Source organism: Lactobacillus laiwuensis (assembly GCF_019972835.1).
GTDB lineage: Bacteria > Bacillota > Bacilli > Lactobacillales > Lactobacillaceae > Lactobacillus > Lactobacillus laiwuensis.
The window spans coordinates 224,581-244,514 of the sequence record NZ_BPPB01000004.1 but is presented as its reverse complement, the minus strand read 5'-3'; the positions used below and the strand labels follow the sequence as shown (position 1 = coordinate 244,514).

At 35.8% G+C, this 19,934-nt stretch carries 15 protein-coding genes and 1 riboswitch; of the genes, 13 read left to right on the top strand and 2 right to left on the bottom strand.

Features of this window, described 5'->3' with window-relative positions; genetic code table 11:
• Window positions 1-15 precede the first annotated feature (15 nt).
• From LDM92_RS03960 to murQ, 10 genes are all read left to right on the top strand, one after another.
• A complete protein-coding gene (locus tag LDM92_RS03960) occupies window positions 16-897 on the top strand; it encodes an ROK family protein (protein WP_223902115.1) in 882 nt (293 codons plus the stop codon).
• A complete protein-coding gene (locus LDM92_RS03955; protein ID WP_223902114.1) occupies window positions 884-1,867 on the top strand; it encodes a LacI family DNA-binding transcriptional regulator in 984 nt (327 codons plus the stop codon). Before LDM92_RS03960 ends, LDM92_RS03955 begins: the two co-directional genes overlap by 14 nt.
• Window positions 1,860-3,182: an alpha-L-fucosidase gene (locus tag LDM92_RS03950; protein WP_223902113.1), complete on the top strand. Its 1,323-nt coding sequence runs from the start codon at window positions 1,860-1,862 to the stop codon at window positions 3,180-3,182. The genes LDM92_RS03955 and LDM92_RS03950 overlap by 8 nt, the downstream gene beginning before the upstream one ends.
• A gap of 140 nt (window positions 3,183-3,322) precedes the next feature.
• Window positions 3,323-4,654, top strand: coding sequence for a PTS sugar transporter subunit IIC (locus LDM92_RS03945; RefSeq protein ID WP_223902112.1), 1,332 nt, complete (start codon window positions 3,323-3,325; stop codon window positions 4,652-4,654).
• A 168-nt stretch (window positions 4,655-4,822) separates the two neighbouring features.
• A complete protein-coding gene (locus LDM92_RS03940) occupies window positions 4,823-5,221 on the top strand; it encodes a nuclear transport factor 2 family protein (protein ID WP_223902111.1) in 399 nt (132 codons plus the stop codon).
• 269 nt (window positions 5,222-5,490) lie between these two features.
• Window positions 5,491-6,855, top strand: a complete 1,365-nt coding sequence (locus tag LDM92_RS03935; protein WP_045928560.1) for a PTS sugar transporter subunit IIC — start codon at window positions 5,491-5,493, stop codon at window positions 6,853-6,855.
• Window positions 6,856-6,869: 14 nt separating this feature from the next.
• Entirely contained in the window at window positions 6,870-7,967 is a 1,098-nt protein-coding gene (locus LDM92_RS03930; protein WP_223902110.1) for a DUF871 domain-containing protein, read from the top strand.
• A 131-nt stretch (window positions 7,968-8,098) separates the two neighbouring features.
• Window positions 8,099-9,151: a DUF871 domain-containing protein gene (locus LDM92_RS03925; protein ID WP_223902109.1), complete on the top strand. Its 1,053-nt coding sequence runs from the start codon at window positions 8,099-8,101 to the stop codon at window positions 9,149-9,151.
• A gap of 142 nt (window positions 9,152-9,293) precedes the next feature.
• Window positions 9,294-11,258 (top strand): glucose PTS transporter subunit IIA, encoded by a 1,965-nt coding sequence (locus tag LDM92_RS03920; protein ID WP_223902108.1) that lies wholly within the window; start codon window positions 9,294-9,296, stop codon window positions 11,256-11,258.
• 14 nt (window positions 11,259-11,272) lie between these two features.
• Complete coding sequence (gene murQ, locus LDM92_RS03915; RefSeq protein WP_223902107.1) at window positions 11,273-12,172, top strand: N-acetylmuramic acid 6-phosphate etherase; 900 nt, start codon at window positions 11,273-11,275, stop codon at window positions 12,170-12,172.
• A gap of 213 nt (window positions 12,173-12,385) precedes the next feature.
• On the opposite strand, the gene LDM92_RS03910 is transcribed toward murQ, so the two are convergent.
• Together LDM92_RS03910 and LDM92_RS03905 are read right to left on the bottom strand one after the other, a co-directional pair.
• Complete coding sequence (locus LDM92_RS03910; RefSeq protein ID WP_046332549.1) at window positions 12,386-13,672, bottom strand: PTS sugar transporter subunit IIC; 1,287 nt, start codon at window positions 13,670-13,672, stop codon at window positions 12,386-12,388.
• Between the two features lie 15 nt (window positions 13,673-13,687).
• Window positions 13,688-15,076 carry a glycoside hydrolase family 1 protein gene (locus LDM92_RS03905; protein WP_223902106.1) on the bottom strand — a complete coding sequence of 463 codons (1,389 nt, stop codon included), beginning with the start codon at window positions 15,074-15,076 and terminating at the stop codon, window positions 13,688-13,690.
• Window positions 15,077-15,152: 76 nt separating this feature from the next.
• Window positions 15,153-15,251: riboswitch (purine riboswitch) on the bottom strand.
• Window positions 15,252-15,611: 360 nt separating this feature from the next.
• Here LDM92_RS03905 and LDM92_RS03900 point away from each other — a divergent pair.
• From LDM92_RS03900 to LDM92_RS03890, 3 genes are all read left to right on the top strand, one after another.
• Window positions 15,612-16,583 (top strand): ribose-phosphate diphosphokinase, encoded by a 972-nt coding sequence (locus LDM92_RS03900; RefSeq protein ID WP_223902105.1) that lies wholly within the window; start codon window positions 15,612-15,614, stop codon window positions 16,581-16,583.
• A 164-nt stretch (window positions 16,584-16,747) separates the two neighbouring features.
• Window positions 16,748-18,349, top strand: a complete 1,602-nt coding sequence (locus LDM92_RS03895; RefSeq protein ID WP_223902104.1) for an ATP-binding cassette domain-containing protein — start codon at window positions 16,748-16,750, stop codon at window positions 18,347-18,349.
• Entirely contained in the window at window positions 18,339-19,922 is a 1,584-nt protein-coding gene (locus tag LDM92_RS03890; protein ID WP_223902103.1) for an ATP-binding cassette domain-containing protein, read from the top strand. The genes LDM92_RS03895 and LDM92_RS03890 overlap by 11 nt, the downstream gene beginning before the upstream one ends.
• The last annotated feature ends 12 nt before the right edge of the window (window positions 19,923-19,934 follow it).

Below are 19,934 nucleotides of genomic sequence, written 5' to 3'. Positions count from 1 at the left end.
AAAGAAGGCACAAATATGAAATTAGCAGTTTTTGATATTGGTGGAACGAATATCAAGTGTGGTAGCTTTCATGACAATAAGATAACTAGCATAGAAAAATTTGTTACGCCCAAGACTTTTGCAGGTTTGAAATTGCAAATGCACCGCTTCATTGATCAGCATAATTTTGACGGCATAGCTATTAGCGCACCTGGTGCTGTTGATAAGTCAAGTGGCACAATTAAAGGCATCAGTGCAGTTCCCTATATTCATGACAGACCAATATTTAAAGAATTACAAGAGGAATTTTCTTTACCTATCGCAATTGAAAATGATGCTAATTGTGCTGGTATTTGTGAGGTCAATATCGGTGCCGGTAAAAAATTTACCAATGTAGCTTTCATTATAATTGGCACAGGTATCGGTGGTGCAATTTTTATTAATAGAAAATTGTATAAAGGCAACCATTTATTTGGGGGAGAATTTGGTCTTATGCAAACCAGTGATGGAGGAACTCTCAGCACACGGGCAACAATTGTTAAAGCTGCATCTGCATATGAAAGACAAACTGGTATTGATAACATCGATGGTGAAAAATTATTTCTATTAGCAGACCAAGGAGATAAACTAGCGCAAGACCTGATTGATAAAGTGTACAGTTTTTTGGCTATTGGCTTATATAATATTGAAGTCGCTTTTGATTTTGATGCTTTAATAATTGGTGGTGGTATTTCAGCCCATAAAGGTTTTAGTGCCGAAATATCTAAACGTTTGTATGCAGAATTGGTAAAAAATAAAGTAAGCGAAATAATGCCCGAAGTCAAAGAGTGTCAGTATCATAATAATGCGAATTTATATGGAGCTGCATATAACTTTATTTCGGATTATGCAATAGAGGTGGGAAATGGCAACAATTAAAGATATTGCTAATAGGTCAGGTGTATCAGTTGGTTCTATCTCTCGTTATTTAAATGGTATTCATTTAAAAAAAGAAAATGAAGAGAAGATCAAGCAGGCTATCAAGGAATTACACTATATACCAAATCAAACCGCTAAATCTCTTAAGATGAATAAGTCCTTTTCAATTGGGATATTGGTAGATAACATGGATAACTTCTACAGCTCTCAATTAATAGCAGCTTTAGAGCAATTGTTCGATCATGCCGGGTATTTTTTACTTTTAACCAGTCATCGTAATAATGAAAAAACTTTTGAATTTAAACTAGCAAAACTAATTGAACGGTCTGTTGATGCTTTAATCGTTTTGAAAGCAGAAAGTAAGTGGCAATCTTTTCAAAAAGTGGGACAATTGCCATTACCGGTTGTTTCAGTTGAAGCCTCATTGTCAGACAAAAAAGTGCCGGAAATCATGAGTGCAGATATGATGGCTTCGCAAAAGGTTGTCACTAAAATACTGCAAAAAAGAAATAAACCTGCTTTTTTGATTCCAACTGAAAGTGACTATGTGCTGCAACAGCGGCTAGCTGGCATCAACGCCGCATGCAAATTAATGGGGGTAACACTTACTCCTGATCAAGTAATTTATGTTAACTACGGTACGACTGAAGCTTACGAAGCAGTTGCAGGATTGAATAAAAAAGGTTTTGACTCAATTTTTGTCACTAATTATACTAATGCTATTCAGGTCGTTCAAGGGGTTCGTGATTGTGGTAAAAAGGTAGGAACAGATATCGCTGTTGCTGGATTTGGCTATTCCCATTTATTACAAAATATGAAATTACCGGTTACTTTAATAAAACAACCAGTTGAGAAAGTAGCAGAAAAAGTTGCGGAAACAGTATTAAAGCTGCTTGATCATCAGAAAGTTGAAAATCAGGTTTTTATTAAAGACAAGATATTTTGGCAAAAGGAGTTGCAAGATGAATGAAAAAAATGAGAAGAGACAAGATATAGTTGAGAATAAGAAAGCGCAACAGGAAAGCTATCAAGATTTACCGCAAGCAATCCGGGATAAATTAGAATGGTTTCAAAATCAAAAACTGGGTATTATTTTTCATTGGGGCTTATATGCCCAAGCAGGTATTGTTGAATCATGGCAATTATCAAAAGAAGATGATTGGGCTCGTAAGCATGGTGCTTTTCGCAAAGATCTAAAAGAATTAAGACATGATTATTGGGCATTAAACCATGAATTTAATCCGGTGAATTTTAATCCAGAAAGTTGGGCTAAAGCAGCAAAATATGCTGGCTTTAAGTATATGATTTTTACCACAAAGCACCATGATGGTTTTAACATGTACGATACAAAATATAGCGACTATAAGATTACCGGTAAAGATTCTGCTTTTCATAATAATCCATTGGCTGATATCTTAAAATATGTTAACGAGGCTTTTCGCAAGGAAGGAATTGCTACCGGTGCTTATTATTCAAAGGCTGACTGGCACTGTCCTTTTTATTGGGAACCTGGCTCTGATCCCCGAGGAAGATATGCAAGTTATGATCCAGCACAAAAGCCTGAGCTATGGCAAAAATTTCAGAAGTTTGTTGAAAATCAGTTAGTGGAAATTTGTCAAAATTATGGACCAATTGACATATTATGGCTTGATGCGGGCTGGGTTAATGGGGGTCACCATGAATTCTTGCCTATGGAGCAAATTGCCAAAAAGATCTGGCAAATTAAAGCTGATACCCTGATTGTTGACCGCACAATTGGTGGAAAATACGAAAATTATGTTACACCAGAACAACAAATACCTACCATACCTCCACAAAAGGTTTGGGAGTCTAACTTAACTTTGGCTAAAAATTGGGGATATGTACCTAATGATCAGTATAAAAGTTTTAGAGAAATACTAGATAATATCATCAAAATTATCTCACTAGGCGGCAACGTCATTTTAGGAATTGGTCCTAAACCAGACGGTACTTTGCCACAGACTGCCTTAGAATTAATGAAAAAACTAGGGGATTGGTTAAAAGTTTTTGGTGAAGCCGTCTATGATACACGTGGCTGTCCAGAATATGTCAATAAGAACATTTTTATGACAAAGAAAAACGCAGACTACTATTTATTTTATAACAGTGAAGAAGTTAATCACAAAATTTCAGTCAATGATTTGCCAGCAAAAGCGAATGCGTTTTTAAGCTTAGAATCGGGGAAGCCCCTTTCTGTTTACGATAATATTATTAACTTGCCGAAAACTGCTTTTCCATATGGTGTAATAAAAATTAAAAAGTGATAAATAGTTTTTAAAAGCACTCAAGCTTCTATGTAATCACTTACATTTTTAGTTGAAACGTTTCCAATATAGAGTTATAATAATATTGTTGAAACGTTTCAAAAGTTAATATTTTAAGGTAAAAAGTTGAAGGGGAGAAAATGAGTATTTCTGACAAAATTAGCAAAATGATTTTACCGCTAGCTACTAAGATTGGTAATCAACGGCATTTGGTAGCTATACGTGATGCCTTTGTCGACATTACACCTATTATAATGGTAAACTCATTGTTTATATTATTAAATTCCCTGGTTTTAAATCAGCCTGCTGTTTTAAAAGTGTTTCCGTATGCTGCAAATTTAACTCAAATGGGAACGATGGTAAATAACGGTACCATGGGTTTTATGACTATTTTTGTAACTTTTATTATTGGTTACAGATTACTAAATTCTTATATTGCAGATGGTAGGATAGGCAATAATGACATTAGTCCTATTCATGCGGGAATATTAAGTGTTGCTACAGCTTTGATAATGTTTCCTTTAAATAATCAGGCTGTTGTATCCGGTTCAATGAAAAACGTGACGGTAACGGGGGTATACACTCAAGCTCTAACTTCTTCTGGAGGTATGTTTGTTGGCTTGATTGCGGCAATTTTAAGCACTGAATTATTACTTTTCTTTTATAAATCTAAGAAATTAAGAATAAAAATGCCTGATGGAGTACCACCAGCAGTGGCTCAGTCATTTAATTCTTTGATTCCTGAATCTCTTGTAGTCATTGTTTTTGCAGTTTTCAGTTTTGCCTATGTTCAAATATTCCATCAAGGGGTTACTGACTTGGTTCAAACCATTATTTCCAAGCCTTTGCAAGCTGCTATGGAATCTTGGATTGGCTGCTTTGTAATTCAGTTTGTTACTCAATTCTTATGGTTTTTTGGTTTACACGGACAAAATATTGTCGCTTCAGTTACTTCTCCTCCAATGTTAGCTGCAATCCAACAAAATATGGCTGCATTCGCGGCTCATAAAGCAGTGCCTAATATTGTTACTAATCCTTGGCTCGGGATGTATACTTTGTTCGGTGGTACTGGAGCAATATTGCCGTTCTTAATAGCAATTTTTATTGTTTCTAAGCGAAAAGATTACCGGGATGTTGCTAAATTAGGTTTGTTGCCAAGCTTTTTTAATGTTTCAGAGCCTATCATGTTTGGTCTTCCAGTAGTTATGAATCCGTATTTTGTAATTCCTTTCATTTTTGTACCATTAATTAATTTAGCAATAGCTTATCCTTTGACTATGGTGGGCTTAGTTGCCAAAAGTGTTGTAATACCAGCTTGGACAATCCCTCCTATTTTAACTACTTGGGTTACTACTGCTGGAGATATTCCTGCAACAATTTTATCTTTACTGCTTTTCATCTTAGATATATTCCTTTACATGCCATTTGTTATTGCAAGTAATAAAGGAATTAAAGTAAAGCCCGAGAAGTAAAACTTTATTATAGCAAAACTCAATTTAGTCTAAAATAACTAGCTTATTTGTTAAGTTAGTTATTTTTTATTGCTTTGATATGTATATTAATTGATAATAAATTATAAAAAGTGGTCATTTTAGACTTAATATTAGGATCTTTCGCTTATAAATTAGGAGATAAATATTATGTTATCAAATTCCAGTCAAACTATAGAAAAAGAACAAACTATCAGAGATTACTTTAATTCTTGGATTAAAAAAGATTTTTCTGCTCTTGATAGTTGGTTTAGCCAAGATGTTTATTACCGTGAATGCTATGGTGCTACTTATGAAGGACTAGATGAGTTAAAAGCCTATATCAATTCAAAGTCTGAGGAGCAGACAGTTTTAAAATGGGATATTTATAAAATTGAACAAAATGATACTGGTAAATTTGTTGTTACTTGGTATTTTGATGCTGTAGAAAAAGAGGAATATTGTTTCGATGGAGTGTCACTAATAGAGTTTACTGGGAAAAAGATAAAGAAAGTTGTGGAATATTCAACTAAACATGAAACCTTTCGTCCATTTAAAGATAAACTCTAAATCAAAGTCTTTCTCATTGAGGTTGACAAACAATAGATGCATCTTTTTATTAAATAATAATTAAAAAGATGTATTTTATTAGTAAAAAAATATGGTATATACCATTTTGATCACCTGACTAATATCGATTAGAGAATATTGAACTATATTGGTGTAGACCAAAGCCATAAAACATACAGCCACAACAATTTCCAACTGCAAAATGGTAAACGGTTCCATTTGCTATGGTATAATGCAAATGTAGTGAAATATTAGTAGGAGGAAATATTATGAATGCTATAATTAACTGGCTAAACAAGCATCTCGTTCCTGTTGCAGCTAAGATCGGCTCTGTTCGCTGGCTTGTTGCATTGCGCGATGCCTTTATCTCAATTATGCCGATTATGTTGGCTGGTTCAGTAGCTAGTGTCTTAAATGCTATTTTTAGGGATGTTCCCACCAACCTAGGATGGACGGGCGTTGTTAACTCAATGCAATGGCTTATCAATATCAATGCGTTGGTATGGACAGGTTCTACTGCAATTTTAGGCCTGCTGTTTGCCTTTACATTTGGCTATCACATGTGTGTCCAATATAAAGTTGAACCGATCGCAGGGGGCTTGCTGACATTAGGTACCTTTATCATGAGCTTGCCTCAGAGCTTTTCAGCTGACTTAAAAAATGTTCTTACTAAGGGAGACATAAAAACATTAACTGATGCTCAAATGGCTGTTAATGGCAAGAATATTAGTGCTTGGGGCTGGTTCAATTTTAATAAGTACTTTGGTGCTTACGGCTTCTTTACCATAATGATTATGGGTGCTATTTCTGTTGCAGTTTACATTGCTTTAGTTAAGAGACATATTACTATTAAAATGCCTGACAGCGTTCCACCCGCAGTTTCCAATGCCTTTACAGGTATTATTCCTGCAACCGCAGGTTTGTTCGTTGTTGGTATTATTAACTATTTATTCAGTCTTAGAAATACAACGGTGATTGATTTAATTGCCAAAACAATTCAAGAGCCGTTAATGAAGATGGGCCAAGGTTATGGTTCATTATTACTCATAGTGTTCTTAGTTCAACTATTTTGGTTCTTTGGTATTCATGGTACCAATGTATTGGCACCAGTTACAGAAAGTATTTGGACCACTGCATTGATTGCCAATACTAATGCCCATAAGATGCAAAAAGCATTACCGTACATGTGGACTAGAAGCGACTTTGACCTTTATGTTTGGATTGGTGGAGCAGGTTCAACACTGCTACTTATCTTAGCCGTTCTTGCTTTTTCCAAGCGTGAAGATGAACGTGCTGTTGCTAAGATTTCACTCGTACCTGGGATCTTCAACATTAATGAACCTATGATGTTTGGTATGCCAATTGTTTTGAACCCAATTTACATAATTCCATTTGTTCTTGCTCCATTAGTTATGGTATCAATTGCATATGGTGCCCTAAGTCTTGGTTTGGTAAACCGAGTTGCCGTACAGACAACTTGGGCAATGCCGCCATTCCTTAATGCAATCATTGCTACAATTGACTGGCGTTCAGTTATTTTACAAATTGTCAATATGGTCGTTGGTTTCTTGATCTATGTACCATTTGTAATTGCTTCTAATAACGTGGACCCTCAAAAAGTTAATAAAGTTTAAGGAGCACTAATTTTATGAAACAGTTGGGTATTTCACTTTATCCTGAGCAAAGTACATTTGAGCGGGATAAAGAATATATGGATTTAGCTCATAAGTATGGTTACAGGAGAATTTTCACCTCACTTTTGCAGTTAAAAAGTGCAAGTGGTGAAGATATACTTGCAAAATTAAAAAAAGATGTTGCGTATGCCAATGAACTAGGCTTTAAAACAGTAGTAGATATTAACCCTGTTTTATTTAAAGAACTAAAAATTGATTACAATGATCTTGTTTTTTTCCATAACTTAGGTGTCTGGGGCTTGCGTCTAGATGAAGGTTTCAGTGGCATGGAAGAAGCTGCCATGACTCGTAATCAATATGGACTCAAGATTGAACTGAATATGAGTCGGGGTACTAATTATCTTGACAGTATTATGGCTTATGACCCAGAGAATGATAATCTAATTGGTTGTCATAACTTTTATCCACAAGAATATACGGGTTTAAGTGAAAAGATTTTTAATGAATATTCACAAAAGTATCGTGATTATGGATTGCATACTGCTGCGTTTATTTCATCTAAAAATGCGAAATTTGGTCCATGGCCTGTTCATGAAGGCTTACCGACACTTGAAAGTGATCGTAAGCGCAGTGCTTTTAGTCAAGTTACTCACTTACGCTTGAGTAAAATGATTGATGACATTATTATTGGCAATGCTTTTGCCAGTGAAAATGAATTAGCTGCTGCAGCAAAAGCTTTTAACAGTGCCTATCCTACTTTGAAAATTGTATTTGAAGATGGTGTTTTACCAATTGAGCAAACGATTTGCTTAAAAGAGCCTCATTTGTACCGCGGTGATGCATCAGAATTCTTATTACGTGATACTAAACCTCGTGTGGTTTATGCTAAAGAAAATATTCCAGCTCATAACAATGATAAAGCCTCTTTTACAAGAGGGGATATAGTTGTTGTTAATGACAAATACCCACGGTATAAAGGAGAACTACAAATTGTGTTAAAGCCGTTTGAAAATGACGGCAGACGTAATCTTGTGGGACACTTATACGCAGATAATTTAGACTTGCTAAAAGCCGTGAAACCTTGGAGTACGTTTATAATGAAACAAAGCTAATTCATTTAGCTTAAATATTCAAGCTGTGAGCAAATTAACTCACAGCTTTTTATTTGTGTACATGTTTTAACAAAATAAAATAGTATAATGGTCCATGTAAGTGATTTCACACTAAGGGAGAAATTGAATAAATGCTGGGTTTTTCGATATATCTAAACCGTGATCTAACGGCTGATGATTATAATTATATACTTGCGATGCGCAATGCGGGGTTAACAACTATTTTTACTTCACTTCATATTCCTGAAGATGATCCCAAAGTAATATTAAAAAGATTAGCAGAGCTCACCAAATGGTGTAAGAACTTAGAAACTGCTGTCATTGCTGACGTTTCTGAAAGTGGTATGGCAAGGCTAGGACTTGCACTTGAAAATGAAGAGCAGATTGAAAGCTTGGGCTTGACTGGCCTTAGAATAGACGATGGCGTGTCACCAGCTACTGTAGCAAAGCTTTCACAGAAAATGCCAGTTGCTCTGAACGCTAGTACTATCAATGAAGATGACGTCACAGCTTTACGAGAGCACGGTGCCAACTTCGAAAACTTGCAAGCTTGGCATAATTTTTATCCGCGACCAGAAACCGGTCTAGATTCGAATTGGTTAAAAGAGAAAAATGATTGGTTACATCACATGAATTTAGCAACAATGGCATTTGTCGCTGGTGATGATGTTCTGCGTGGACCTATTCACGCTGGACTGCCAACTCTTGAAAAGCATAGAGCAGAGAATCCGTTAGCTGCAATGTTGGAATTAAAACGCTTAGCTTGTGACCATGTTTTTATTGGGGATGCTTCTTTATCACCGCAAATGATTGATAGTTTTAAAAATTACACTAAAAAGCAGATTATTACACTTCGCATTGATGAAAACTTGCCTGAACTATTTAATTCTGAATGGCATAATCGTCCGGATGTAGCGCGAGATGTAGTAAGGTTAACGGAGGGGCGTAGCCGTCAGTTATTTGATGTCGCACCCCAGGGAAATTCTGGGACTCGATCAAAAGGGACAATTACCTGTGACAATAAATTATATTTGCGTTATCAGGAAGAATTACAAATAACTAAACGTGATTTACCAGCTGACGAGAAAGTTAACGTATTGGGACACGTGGTAGCTGATGATTTACCACTTTTGAATCAAATAGGTGCAAGGCAAAGCATCATTTTCATTGCTGCAGATGAATAAAATTTGTATGGGGTTTTATACTCTATCTTTATTAAAATTGGTATAATCCATTAAAATATGATTTTTAGTAATTAATTATCATAATTTGCAAATTGGTCTATTGAAGAATATACTTATTTTGTCTTTATAAAAGGAGGAAAAAATGAGTACAGATAAATATGCCAAAATAGGCCAAGAAATCTATGATCATATTGGTGGTATTGCAAACGTTAAATCTTTATACCATTGTATGACCAGAGTGAGAATTACGGTTAGGGATAAATCTAAAGTGGATTTAGCTGGTTTAAAACAAGTTAAAGACATTTTGGGAGTAGTTGATGGTGAAACACTGGAAGTAGTTTTAGGTCCTGGTGTTAATGCTAAAGTTGCTCAAAGCATGGTTAATGCAGCTGGGGTAAATGAAAATGATCCTTTTCCAGATGTAACAGCTAAGGAAAGCTCTTATCAAAAAGACAAGAGCGAAGTTATGGAGAAAGCTGAAGAAGTTCACATGGCCCATAAAGCCAGCTTAAAGAAAACTTGGTGGCGTGTTGTCTTACAACATATTTCGGCTATCTTCATACCTTTAATTCCAGCATTTGTTGGTGCCGGTTTAATTTCTGGTGTATCAGGTATTTTAAGAAATATGTTGACAGCCAAAATGCTGCCGGCAAGCTGGAACCTGGGCATCACCGTTTTAGGTGTGATTGCCAATGGACTATTTGCCTACTTAAATATCTATGTTGGTATTAATGCTGCTAAAGAATTCAAAGCTACACCTGGACTTGGTGGTATCATCGGTGGTGTAGTAATGCTGCCTGGTGTGGTAGCTCCTATGGTAATACCAAATATTTTTAATGGTCAGCCGTTAGCTGCTGGACAGGGTGGTATCATCGGAGTTTTGCTTGCAGTATGGCTTCTGTCATATGTTGAAAAATTTTTCCACAAATACATGGCTGATTCAGTTGATATCATCTTCACGCCATTTTTAACTTTATTAGTAATGGGTCTAATTACTATTTTTATCATTATGCCTTTTGCTGGTTGGGTTTCAAACTCACTCATTGGCGGAATTAACTGGGTCTTAAAGGTTGGTGGACCTGTTGCCGGTTTTATTTTAGGTGCAGTGTTCTTACCAATGGTTATGTTTGGTTTACATCAAATTTTAACGCCAATTCATTTGCAAATGATTCAAAAGATGGGTTATACGCCGTTATTGCCTATTTTAGCAATGGCGGGTGCCGGACAAGTAGGTACTGCAATTGCTTTATGGGTTAAATGTCGTAAGAACAAAGAATTAACTAAGCTGATTAAGGGGGCTTTGCCCGTCGGAATTTTAGGAGTAGGTGAGCCACTAATTTATGGTGTTTCTCTTCCTTTAGGTCGTCCCTTTATTACTGCATGTTTAGGCGGTGGTATTGGTGGTGCCGTTTTAGGAGCATTCGGCAATGTCGGCTCAATCGCTATTGGTACATCTGGTATTGCCTTAATTCCGTTAATTGCCCACAATAAAGCATTAAATTATTGTATTGGTTTATTAGCAGCTTACATTGGCGGTTTTATTCTAACTTATTTCTTTGGCGTACCTAAGAGCGCTGTAGTTGCTAAAAATGAGGATGGCTCTTTTGTTAATCCCGAGGATGATAAAACAAGTCATGAAAGTGTGGCTGTTAATTTAGCCAGTCCCGTGAATGGTGAATTGGAAGAATTATCTGCTGTAAAAGATGATGTTTTTGCTCAAAAAATGCTGGGGGACGGCTTTGCTGTAATTCCTGATAATGATGGTAAAATTGTTGCTCCAGTTGATGGACGTATTTTAACAATTATGGATACGAAACACGCAGTTACAATGGAATCAGATCAAGGTCCATTGGAATTAGTCTTGCATTTTGGAATTGACACTGTTGAATTAAAGGGAGCTCCATTTGAAATAAAAGTAAAAAGTGGACAGTATGTTAAACGCGGTGACGTTATTGCTCAAATGGATGTTCCAGCTATCAAAGCTGCGGGCAAGCCAACAGACGTGATGGTAATGATTAACAATATGGAAGATGTCACAAGTATTTCTCCTATTGCTACAGGCAAGGTTACTGCCAATCAGATTGTTGCAACTGTAAAAACGAATTAATTTACGGATAGAATATGGAAATTAAAAACTTAGAAACTGAAGCGCGAAATCCAGCAACAACACACATTGATACGATGTCTACATTGGATATGGTCAAAACGATCAATGCTGAAGATCAAAAAGTAGCTCTTGCTGTAGCAGGAGAGAGTGATCAAATTGCTAAAGCAATTGATCAGGCTTCCACAAGATACTCTGCTGGAGGACGCTTAATCTATATTGGTGCTGGAACTAGTGGACGATTAGGTGTGCTTGATGCAGCTGAACTAGTTCCGACTTACGGTATTAAGCCAGAAAGAGCAATTGGCTTGATTGCAGGTGGCAAAAAAGCTATGTTTGCTGCTGTAGAGGGTGCAGAAGATTCCATCACGATGGGAGAAACAGACCTAAAAAATCTTAAATTAACGGCAAATGATATTGTTATTGGCTTAGCTGCCAGTGGCCGAACTCCTTATGTTATTGGTGGGTTAAAATATGCCGCTAAAGTCCAAGCTCTAACTATAGCCGTAGCTTGTGTGCCAAATTCAGTGATAGGTCAAATCGCTGAATTTGCAATTAATGCTGTGGTTGGTCCTGAAGTGATAACCGGCTCAACCCGTATGAAAGCCGGTACTGCTCAAAAAATGATTTTAAATATGATCTCAACCGGAGTAATGATCAGACAAGGCAAAGTTTATCAAAATGTGATGGTTGATGTTCAACCAACCAATGATAAGCTAGTTGATCGTGCTTGCCGTATTATTAGTGAAACGGCAGCAATACCGATTGCTGAAGCTCTGAGCTTTTTAAGAAAAGCAGACAATGATGTTGCTCTTGCAATAGTGATGGCTAAAACTGGTAAAAATAAACAGGAAGCTGCACAATTGTTAACTGAACATCATGGTATTGTAAGTGACGTTTTAAATAGTTTGAATTAAAAATTTCAGTTAAGTGTTCCTTAATAGCTAAAGCTATAATTATAAGGAACACTTTTTCTATGACAAATAATATAAAAAAGAAAGATTTTATTGTTAGCTACAAGGAAAGCATCTTCAAATAAAAAGAACTAATTTCGCTTGCATATTGGAAATTAGTCCTCAATAAAATTTAATTTTTTTAATCGAATAAGAAATTTAATTAAAGCTCTGTTACTAACTGTTTTCTTCTTTTAATAAGCTTCTTTCGTAAATTTTCATGAATGGGTAATACATTAAGCCATCAATTACAATTAATAATATTACTAATATCGGAGCCCGCCAATCCATAGTTGATAAAAATGCTCCAATTGGCGCCGGCATTTGCCATGAAAATAGTGCAAATGTCTTTTTCACCAGTCCAAATGACATTGAAAGGTAACTTAAGATAGCGTTAACCGTGGAAGTAAAAATAAAGGGAATGAAAAAGATTGGGTTTAGCATTAACGGGGTACCAAATATCATAGGCTCAGAAATTCCAAATAGTGCTGGAATTAAACCCACTCTGCCCACTGTTTTTAGTTGCTTAGATTTCGAAAATGACATTATAATCGCTAAAGCTAAGACAGAACCGCAGCCACCGATAATAACAAAGTAAACCCAAAAAGGAGTAGTGAAAATTCTTGGTAGTGCTTTGCCTGCTAACTTAGCGCTAGCATTGATAGAGAGATTACCATCACGAATTGGCCCCAGAATACCAGCGAGAGCAGCATCGTGAATACCAAAAAACCAAAAGAGCTGCACTAAAATAGTTAAAAAGATTGTTGCTGGCAAGCTATCTGCAACCTTAAAACTTGGTGATAAGAAGCTGTAAATGGCTTTAACTGCTGTAGTATGGTTCGCTTGACAAATTATAAAAATAATTGCGTCTACTGCCAAAATCACTAGTGCTGGAACAAATGAAGCAAAGCTTTCTGATAAAGCTGATGGTACTCCTTTAGGCATCTTAATACGACCAAAATCGTGCTTACGCATTGCGTGGTACGCTTCTGTTGTTAGAATAGCAATTAAAATCGCAATGATAATTCCACGGCCATCCCAATAGCTAATGTCTGCAAAATTTCCAGTAAAGCCGAGTTTTTTAGGATCAAAAACTAACATGAAAAATCCTGCTAAAGAAAACATAATAGGCGATAAAGGATTTTCTTTGTAATGCTGACATAAAAAGTAGGTAATACCAACGCAAATAAAAACAGACATTGCGCTCATTGAAACGGAACTTAGCCAAGTAAGTATTAAAGCATTCTTTTGAGCAAAGTGAGCCCAAGCTATTAATAAGCCATTACTATGTTTGGTAACAGGTGGCGCAGCACCGATTATGACAAAAATTGAGCCAAACAATGTGATTGGCAGAAGTGTCATAAAAGTATCTCTAATTGCTGCAAGATGACGTTGATTGGCCATTTTATTAGCAAATGGTGTAATGTGTTTATCCATCCAAGAAGTAATTTTTGTAGTTTCCATGTTTAATCTCCTACTTTAGTATTCCTTACGTGCAATTAATCTACCATTTGAATTAATAATTTTTTTGTACCAAAAGTAGGAAGCTTTTGGCTTACGCTTTAATGTAGAAAAATCGACAGCCACTAAGCCATAACGTTTTTCGACCCCGTTCATCCATGAATACAGATCAAATGGGGACCAGGTAAAGTAACCTCTGACATCAGCTCCTTTGTCTTGTGCATTCATCAAAGCATTTATATGATCATTCATAAAAGAAATGCGGTAGTCATCCTTGACTTCATTTACATCAATGTTTTCGTGAAAACCAACACCATTTTCTGTCACAAAGATAGGCAAATGATATTTTTGGTATGCACGAATTAAGCCATCCTCTAATCCTTTCGGATATATTTCAGTGTCCCATTCAGTGTATTCACTATTTGGATCCATTACCTGTTCAAACCAATTTTTGATTCTCATTTGAGTTGAACCTTTTTTACCGGAATTATTAAATACCATTTTCGTTTCGCCGGTCGTATATGGTTTTACTAATGTACGGGCGTAATAATTTAAGCCTAAAAAATCAACTGTATTTTCTGCTATTGTTTTTAGGAGGTCAGGTTTCATGAAAGAAATATCATTAGTTTCACTAAGTTTAGCTATTAGATCAATGGGAAAACTACCTAGTGCAGCGGTATCTAAAACCCAGTTGTTAGCATAATTATCAGCATTACGCATAGCGATTTTGGTTTCAATCGTATCGTCTATGCCATCAATTGGTGAATAACTATGAACAATACCTATTTGTCCCTGAAAATTTCCCTGACGAAATTTTTGAATAGCTAATGCACTGGCATACATCACGTTAAAACCGCAAGTGATCGTGTGTTGTAGATCATGTTCACCCGGCGGATAGTTGCCAATCAAATAGCCATTGACAGTAAACCATTTGGGTTCGTTAAAAGTTGTCCAGAGTTTAACTTTATCGCCAAAAGCTTTAAAACAAACTTCAGCGTAGTGGGCAAAAGCACGGCTGGTGTCGAGATTGAGCCAGCCACCAGCCTCTTGCCAGTACTGTGGCAGATCCCAGTGATAAAGTGTCACAAAAGGCGTTATGCCGTTTTTAAGGCAACAATTAATTAGTTTATTGTAAAACTCAATTCCTTTCGGATTAATATCCCCAGCACGATTTTTGATAATGCGGGGCCAAGACAAAGAAAAACGGTATGCATTTTGACCACCATCCTTCATCATTTTGATATCCTCTTCAAAATGATGATAATGATCGCTAGCAACATTACCGTTTTCTAAATTATTTTCATGTAAATAATGATCCCACATGGATTCAGCTTTATCATCAACATTCCAGGCACCCTCACACTGATAGGATGCTGTAGCGCCGCCCCAAAGGAAATTACTATTCATATTTGCCTCCCTTTCATATGTAAAATACAAAAAAGTCTTTTTCTAGTGCATAGAAAAAGACCAGAAGAACGTAAAGTTCTCTTTACCCTTTATCTATAGTACGTAATTTACGGTTAACGTGTAGAAACTGCCGACCATATCTCGACATTATATAGATATTTGTTTATGTTTTGAATTTTAGCAAAGTAAAAGTATTTCTTCAATGACTTTTTGATCAAGCAAAAGTATCCAAAAATGGCTAAATACGCAATAAAACAATATTCATATAGCTAAGACACTTGACAAAAATTTTTTATTTGCAAGAGCAAAAATTGCTTAAACGCTGAACTCGATGTGGATAATTTTTTTAGAATAGCAATCACCTTCATTTTAGTTTTGCTGAAGTTTACTTAAAACTTCAGTAAATTACTACATAAACTAAGATTCAGGGCTTGAATGTCGTTCGTTAAAGTTGAATAATAATATAGGAAGTAACTTTTTCAGACAACTTTTGGTAAAATAATAAGTTGTTAACAATTTTAATACGGAGGAAATTATGTCTTATAAAGACAATATGATGTTGTTTGCCCTCAATTCCAATGTTCCGCTGGCGGAAAAAATTGCACAGCGGGTGGGAGTGCCACTGAGTAAGTCCAGTGTGCAACGCTTTAGCGATGGTGAAATTCAAATTAACATTGACGAATCTGTGCGGGGCAAAGATGTATATTTGATTCAGTCAACCAGTGTACCGGTTAATGATAACCTAATGGAATTGTTGATCATGATTGATGCTGTGCGCCGGGCAAGTGCACAAACAATTAATATCGTGATTCCTTACTATGGTTATGCTCGGCAAGATCGTAAGACTAGACCGCGTGAACCAATCACTGCTAAGTTAGTAGCTGACATGCTGCAAGAAGCTGGAGCAACCAGAGTCTTGTCACTGGATTTGCATGCACCACAAATTCAAGGATTTTTCGATATTCCTGTTGATAATTTAATGGGTGCACCATTACTTGCTGATTACTTTTTGAGAAACAAATTGCAAGAAGATGCTGTTGTCGTTTCGCCTGATCATGGTGGCGTAACCCGTGCTCGCAAACTGGCTGAGTTTTTGAAGACACCTATTGCAATTGTAGATAAGCGTCGTCCTCGCGCAAATGTTTCTGAAGTAATGAATATCATTGGCAATGTCAAGGGTAAACGTGCAATCATTATTGATGACATGATTGATACAGCAGGCACTATTACACTAGCTGCTCAAGCTTTAATAGATGCTGGGGCTACTGAAGTTTATGCCAGTGCTACTCACGCAGTTTTATCAGGTCCAGCTATCCAAAGATTGAATGATTCTCCGATTAAAAATTTGGTGCTAACTGATTCCATTAATCAGCCAGTAGAAAAGAAGCTGGAAAAAACTCTTATGGTTTCAGTAGGTCCGCTTATTGGGGATGCAATCAAATGCATTCAAAAACATGAACCACTCAGTCCTTTATTTAACACTAGATACGAAAAAGATAAACATTAATAAATTATAAAATTTACTAAGATCTGCTTAACTTAAGCAGATCTTTTAGTTTGGCAGAATTACCACTTAGTCTGCTTTATTGACCCCTTAGTGAAATCCTATTGCATTTAAAATAAAATTAAAGTTTAATAAAAACATACCAAAGATGAAAGGATAAAAGAGCAATGTCACTTAAAGAACTTTTTAAAACCAATATTTTTCGTGGTGTTTTTATTTTAGTTATTTTCTTATGCTATGCCGCTTGTGGAACATTGGCAACATACCTTTTTAAATATGCAATCAATGATTTAACAAGAGGCAACTGGGACAGATTTGTATTTTGGTTAGTCATTGACTTTATTGTCTCAATCCTTACTGTTTTGACCTTACCATTGGGAACATTTTTGTTTAATAAGCAAGTTCAAGAATGCTTACATAATATTCGTTCCCAAATAATGCGGCGGTATTACAATTCTGGCGGTTATAAGGTATCAGAAATACAAAATGAGTTAGGCAATAATCTCAAGATTTTAACAGACGATTATGCTACGCCTTGGATTCAAATTTGGACCAACTTGTTAAGTCTTATTTTCGCAATTGGTACATTGATAACTCTTCACTGGTCATTAATTTTATTTGTTGCTGTAGCGGCAATTATTGTGTTGACTCTACCTAAAATTATGACAAAAAAGTTATCTAATTCCACAGCCGCAGCAGCCAAGAAAAACGCGCAGCTTTTAAATACAATTGAAAATTGGTTTTCTGGTTTAAGTGAATTGCGCAGATACAGTGCAAGTGGCCGACTAGATAGAGCGCTTGGTCAAGATAGTCGGAAACTGGCAGAAGCCAATGTTTATAGAAAAAAAGTACAAGGGATCTCGATTAGTATTAACGGCTTAGGTAATGCTATTGGTCAAATTGGGTCAAGTTTATTTAGTGGATTACTATTTTTTAAGCATATAATCACTTTGGGTGATTGGTTTATAACAGGTAGCTTTGCTTCGACCATTTTTAATGGTCTCTGGGAAGTTATCAACGCAATGACGCAAATGAGATCAACCAAAAAGTTACGTCAGGAAATTGCTGATTTAACAAAACCAATACCTGAAAAAAAGCCTGGAACGGTTGTTTATGGTGTTGAATGTCACAATTTGAAAGTGCAATATCAAAATGGAGAAAGTATATCTTATCCTGATTTTACTATTAATAAAGGCGATAAGGTCTTACTTTCAGGAGATTCAGGCACAGGTAAGTCAACTCTATTCAAAGTCCTGCTGGGACAACTTAAGCCCAAAACTGGTGAGGTCTACTTTACTGCTCAAGACGGGACTAAAATTCCGCCTCAGCAAGCTCGACTAGGTTACATAGCACAAGATGCAACGCTCTTTCCTGATACTATTGCAAATAATATTACGATGTTTAACAGTAAACTGGTTAGCAAACTAAAAGAAGCTGTCAAAAAAGTTCAATTAGTGCCAGATTTAGCCAAGTTTCCAAATCAAATTAATACAATGGTCGATTTAGATCAAGGCAATTTATCAGGTGGACAAAGACAAAAAGTAGTTTTGGCCAGAGCCGAAATTCATGATGAACCATTTTTGTTACTTGATGAAGCAACTAGTGCAGTTGATAGTAAATCTACCAGTGAAATTATTGGCAATTTGCTCGATACCGATAAAACACTTTTAATGATTGCACATAACTTCAGTCCTGAACTGAAAAACAAGTTTGATTATCAAATAAATTTAAAATCAAATAAAAAATTAGGTAATCAAAATGACAATTAAAGAATTTTTTAGGATAAATCCTTTACGCTTTATTGTTTTACTTTTAATCAATATTGGTTTATATGCACTGCCAATTCTTGGTACTGTACTCAGTATTATAGAAACTACGGCAATTCAACAAGGCAATTTTAAAATATTTTTAATTATTAATGTATGTGCTTTTGTATGTTTAATGGCAGATTATCTACTGCAAGGGCTGTCACAATATATTTTGTCTCAGCAGGAAGAGCAATATAATGTTGCAATCAGGGATAAAACCGCTAAACATTTTTATGCAGATCAAAAAGACCATGCAGTAGCACAAGTTCAAAACCGGTTAACGAATGATATAGTTCAAAGTCAGCAAAATTATATTACTCCTTTTTTTAGCTTAATTGGGGGAGTAGTCATTATAGTTTCTACCATTATATTATTGGTTTCATTACATTGGAGTTTGCTTGTTACCATATCAATAATGGTACTAATCTCCTTAATTTTGCCAAAGCTGTTGGAGAAGCCCTTGCAAAATTCAATGATTCAAGTTTCTAAGACCAACCAAAAATATCTAGATTGCCTGGAGAAATGGCTTAATGGACTTGCAGAAATACAACGCTATTTTAGTGGTGCAAAATTATTTAAGGTAACGAGTAAAGCTGCTAAAAATTTAGAAGATGCTAATGTTAAACAGAATGGTGCTATGCAACTACTAACCGTAATAAATGGCCTAGTATCGGCTATTTTCTCTTTGTTTTTATTTTCATTAGTTGGTTATTTGTTTCAACAAAAACTAGTTGTGTTTGGTGCCATTACCGGAGTGGGCAACTGCCAATCATATTTGAGACAGGGAATTCAGATTATAGTAACCTCTTATGGGAAAATGAAGGGGGCCGAAACTCTAAATAAAGAAATTGCTAAAACAGCGACACCAGTAAAAAAGGTGCAAACTGCAAAAAAGGTAAGACCAGTCGCTATTAGCACTCACAATCTTAATTTAAAATTTCCCAATGGAGAAAGGTTGCAGTTTCCTGATATTAATATTGAACAAGGTGAAAAAATACTGTTGACTGGAGATTCAGGAGCTGGCAAATCAACATTGTTTAAACTTATTTTAGGACAAATCAAGCCAAGTTCTGGACAAATCATATTTAAAGATAAAGATGGTTCAAGGATTAATCCAGATATGAGTAAAATTGGCTATATACCGCAAGACCCTGTGCTTTTTCCGGTAACTATTGCTGATAACATGACTATGTTTTCCGATAAATTAAAAAGTGCACTGCCACAATTAGTTGAAAAAGTTCAACTTGCTGGCGATATTGCCAAGTTTGATGATGGTTTAGAACAAAAAATCGATTTAAACAAATTGAATATTTCTGGTGGTCAAAGACAAAAGATTGTTCTAGTACGAGCTTTAGTCCATCAAAGTGAAATTTTTTTGATTGATGAAGGAACCAGTGCTATTGACCAGCAAGCGACAATGCAAATTTTGCGGGAAATCACATCGAGTTCTGCTACAGTAATCTTTATTGCACACAGCTTTAATGATCAGATGAAAGAAATGTTTGACAGAGAAATTCACTTAACGAAAACATAAAGCAATAAAAAG

Bases quoted from the DNA above. Each gene is read 5' to 3' on its own strand.
- LDM92_RS03900 (WP_223902105.1), top strand. From the start codon at position 15,612: ATGTCTTATAAAGACAATATGATGTTGTTTGCCCTCAATTCCAATGTT.
- LDM92_RS03960 (WP_223902115.1), top strand. From the start codon at position 16: ATGAAATTAGCAGTTTTTGATATTGGTGGAACGAATATCAAGTGTGGT.
- LDM92_RS03950 (WP_223902113.1), top strand. From the start codon at position 1,860: ATGAATGAAAAAAATGAGAAGAGACAAGATATAGTTGAGAATAAGAAA.
- LDM92_RS03890 (WP_223902103.1), top strand. From the start codon at position 18,339: ATGACAATTAAAGAATTTTTTAGGATAAATCCTTTACGCTTTATTGTT.
- LDM92_RS03925 (WP_223902109.1), top strand. From the start codon at position 8,099: ATGCTGGGTTTTTCGATATATCTAAACCGTGATCTAACGGCTGATGAT.
- LDM92_RS03930 (WP_223902110.1), top strand. From the start codon at position 6,870: ATGAAACAGTTGGGTATTTCACTTTATCCTGAGCAAAGTACATTTGAG.
- LDM92_RS03895 (WP_223902104.1), top strand. From the start codon at position 16,748: ATGTCACTTAAAGAACTTTTTAAAACCAATATTTTTCGTGGTGTTTTT.
- LDM92_RS03905 (WP_223902106.1), bottom strand. From the start codon at position 15,076: ATGAATAGTAATTTCCTTTGGGGCGGCGCTACAGCATCCTATCAGTGT.
- LDM92_RS03920 (WP_223902108.1), top strand. From the start codon at position 9,294: ATGAGTACAGATAAATATGCCAAAATAGGCCAAGAAATCTATGATCAT.
- LDM92_RS03910 (WP_046332549.1), bottom strand. From the start codon at position 13,672: ATGGAAACTACAAAAATTACTTCTTGGATGGATAAACACATTACACCA.
- LDM92_RS03940 (WP_223902111.1), top strand. From the start codon at position 4,823: ATGTTATCAAATTCCAGTCAAACTATAGAAAAAGAACAAACTATCAGA.
- LDM92_RS03945 (WP_223902112.1), top strand. From the start codon at position 3,323: ATGAGTATTTCTGACAAAATTAGCAAAATGATTTTACCGCTAGCTACT.
- LDM92_RS03935 (WP_045928560.1), top strand. From the start codon at position 5,491: ATGAATGCTATAATTAACTGGCTAAACAAGCATCTCGTTCCTGTTGCA.
- murQ (WP_223902107.1), top strand. From the start codon at position 11,273: ATGGAAATTAAAAACTTAGAAACTGAAGCGCGAAATCCAGCAACAACA.
- LDM92_RS03955 (WP_223902114.1), top strand. From the start codon at position 884: ATGGCAACAATTAAAGATATTGCTAATAGGTCAGGTGTATCAGTTGGT.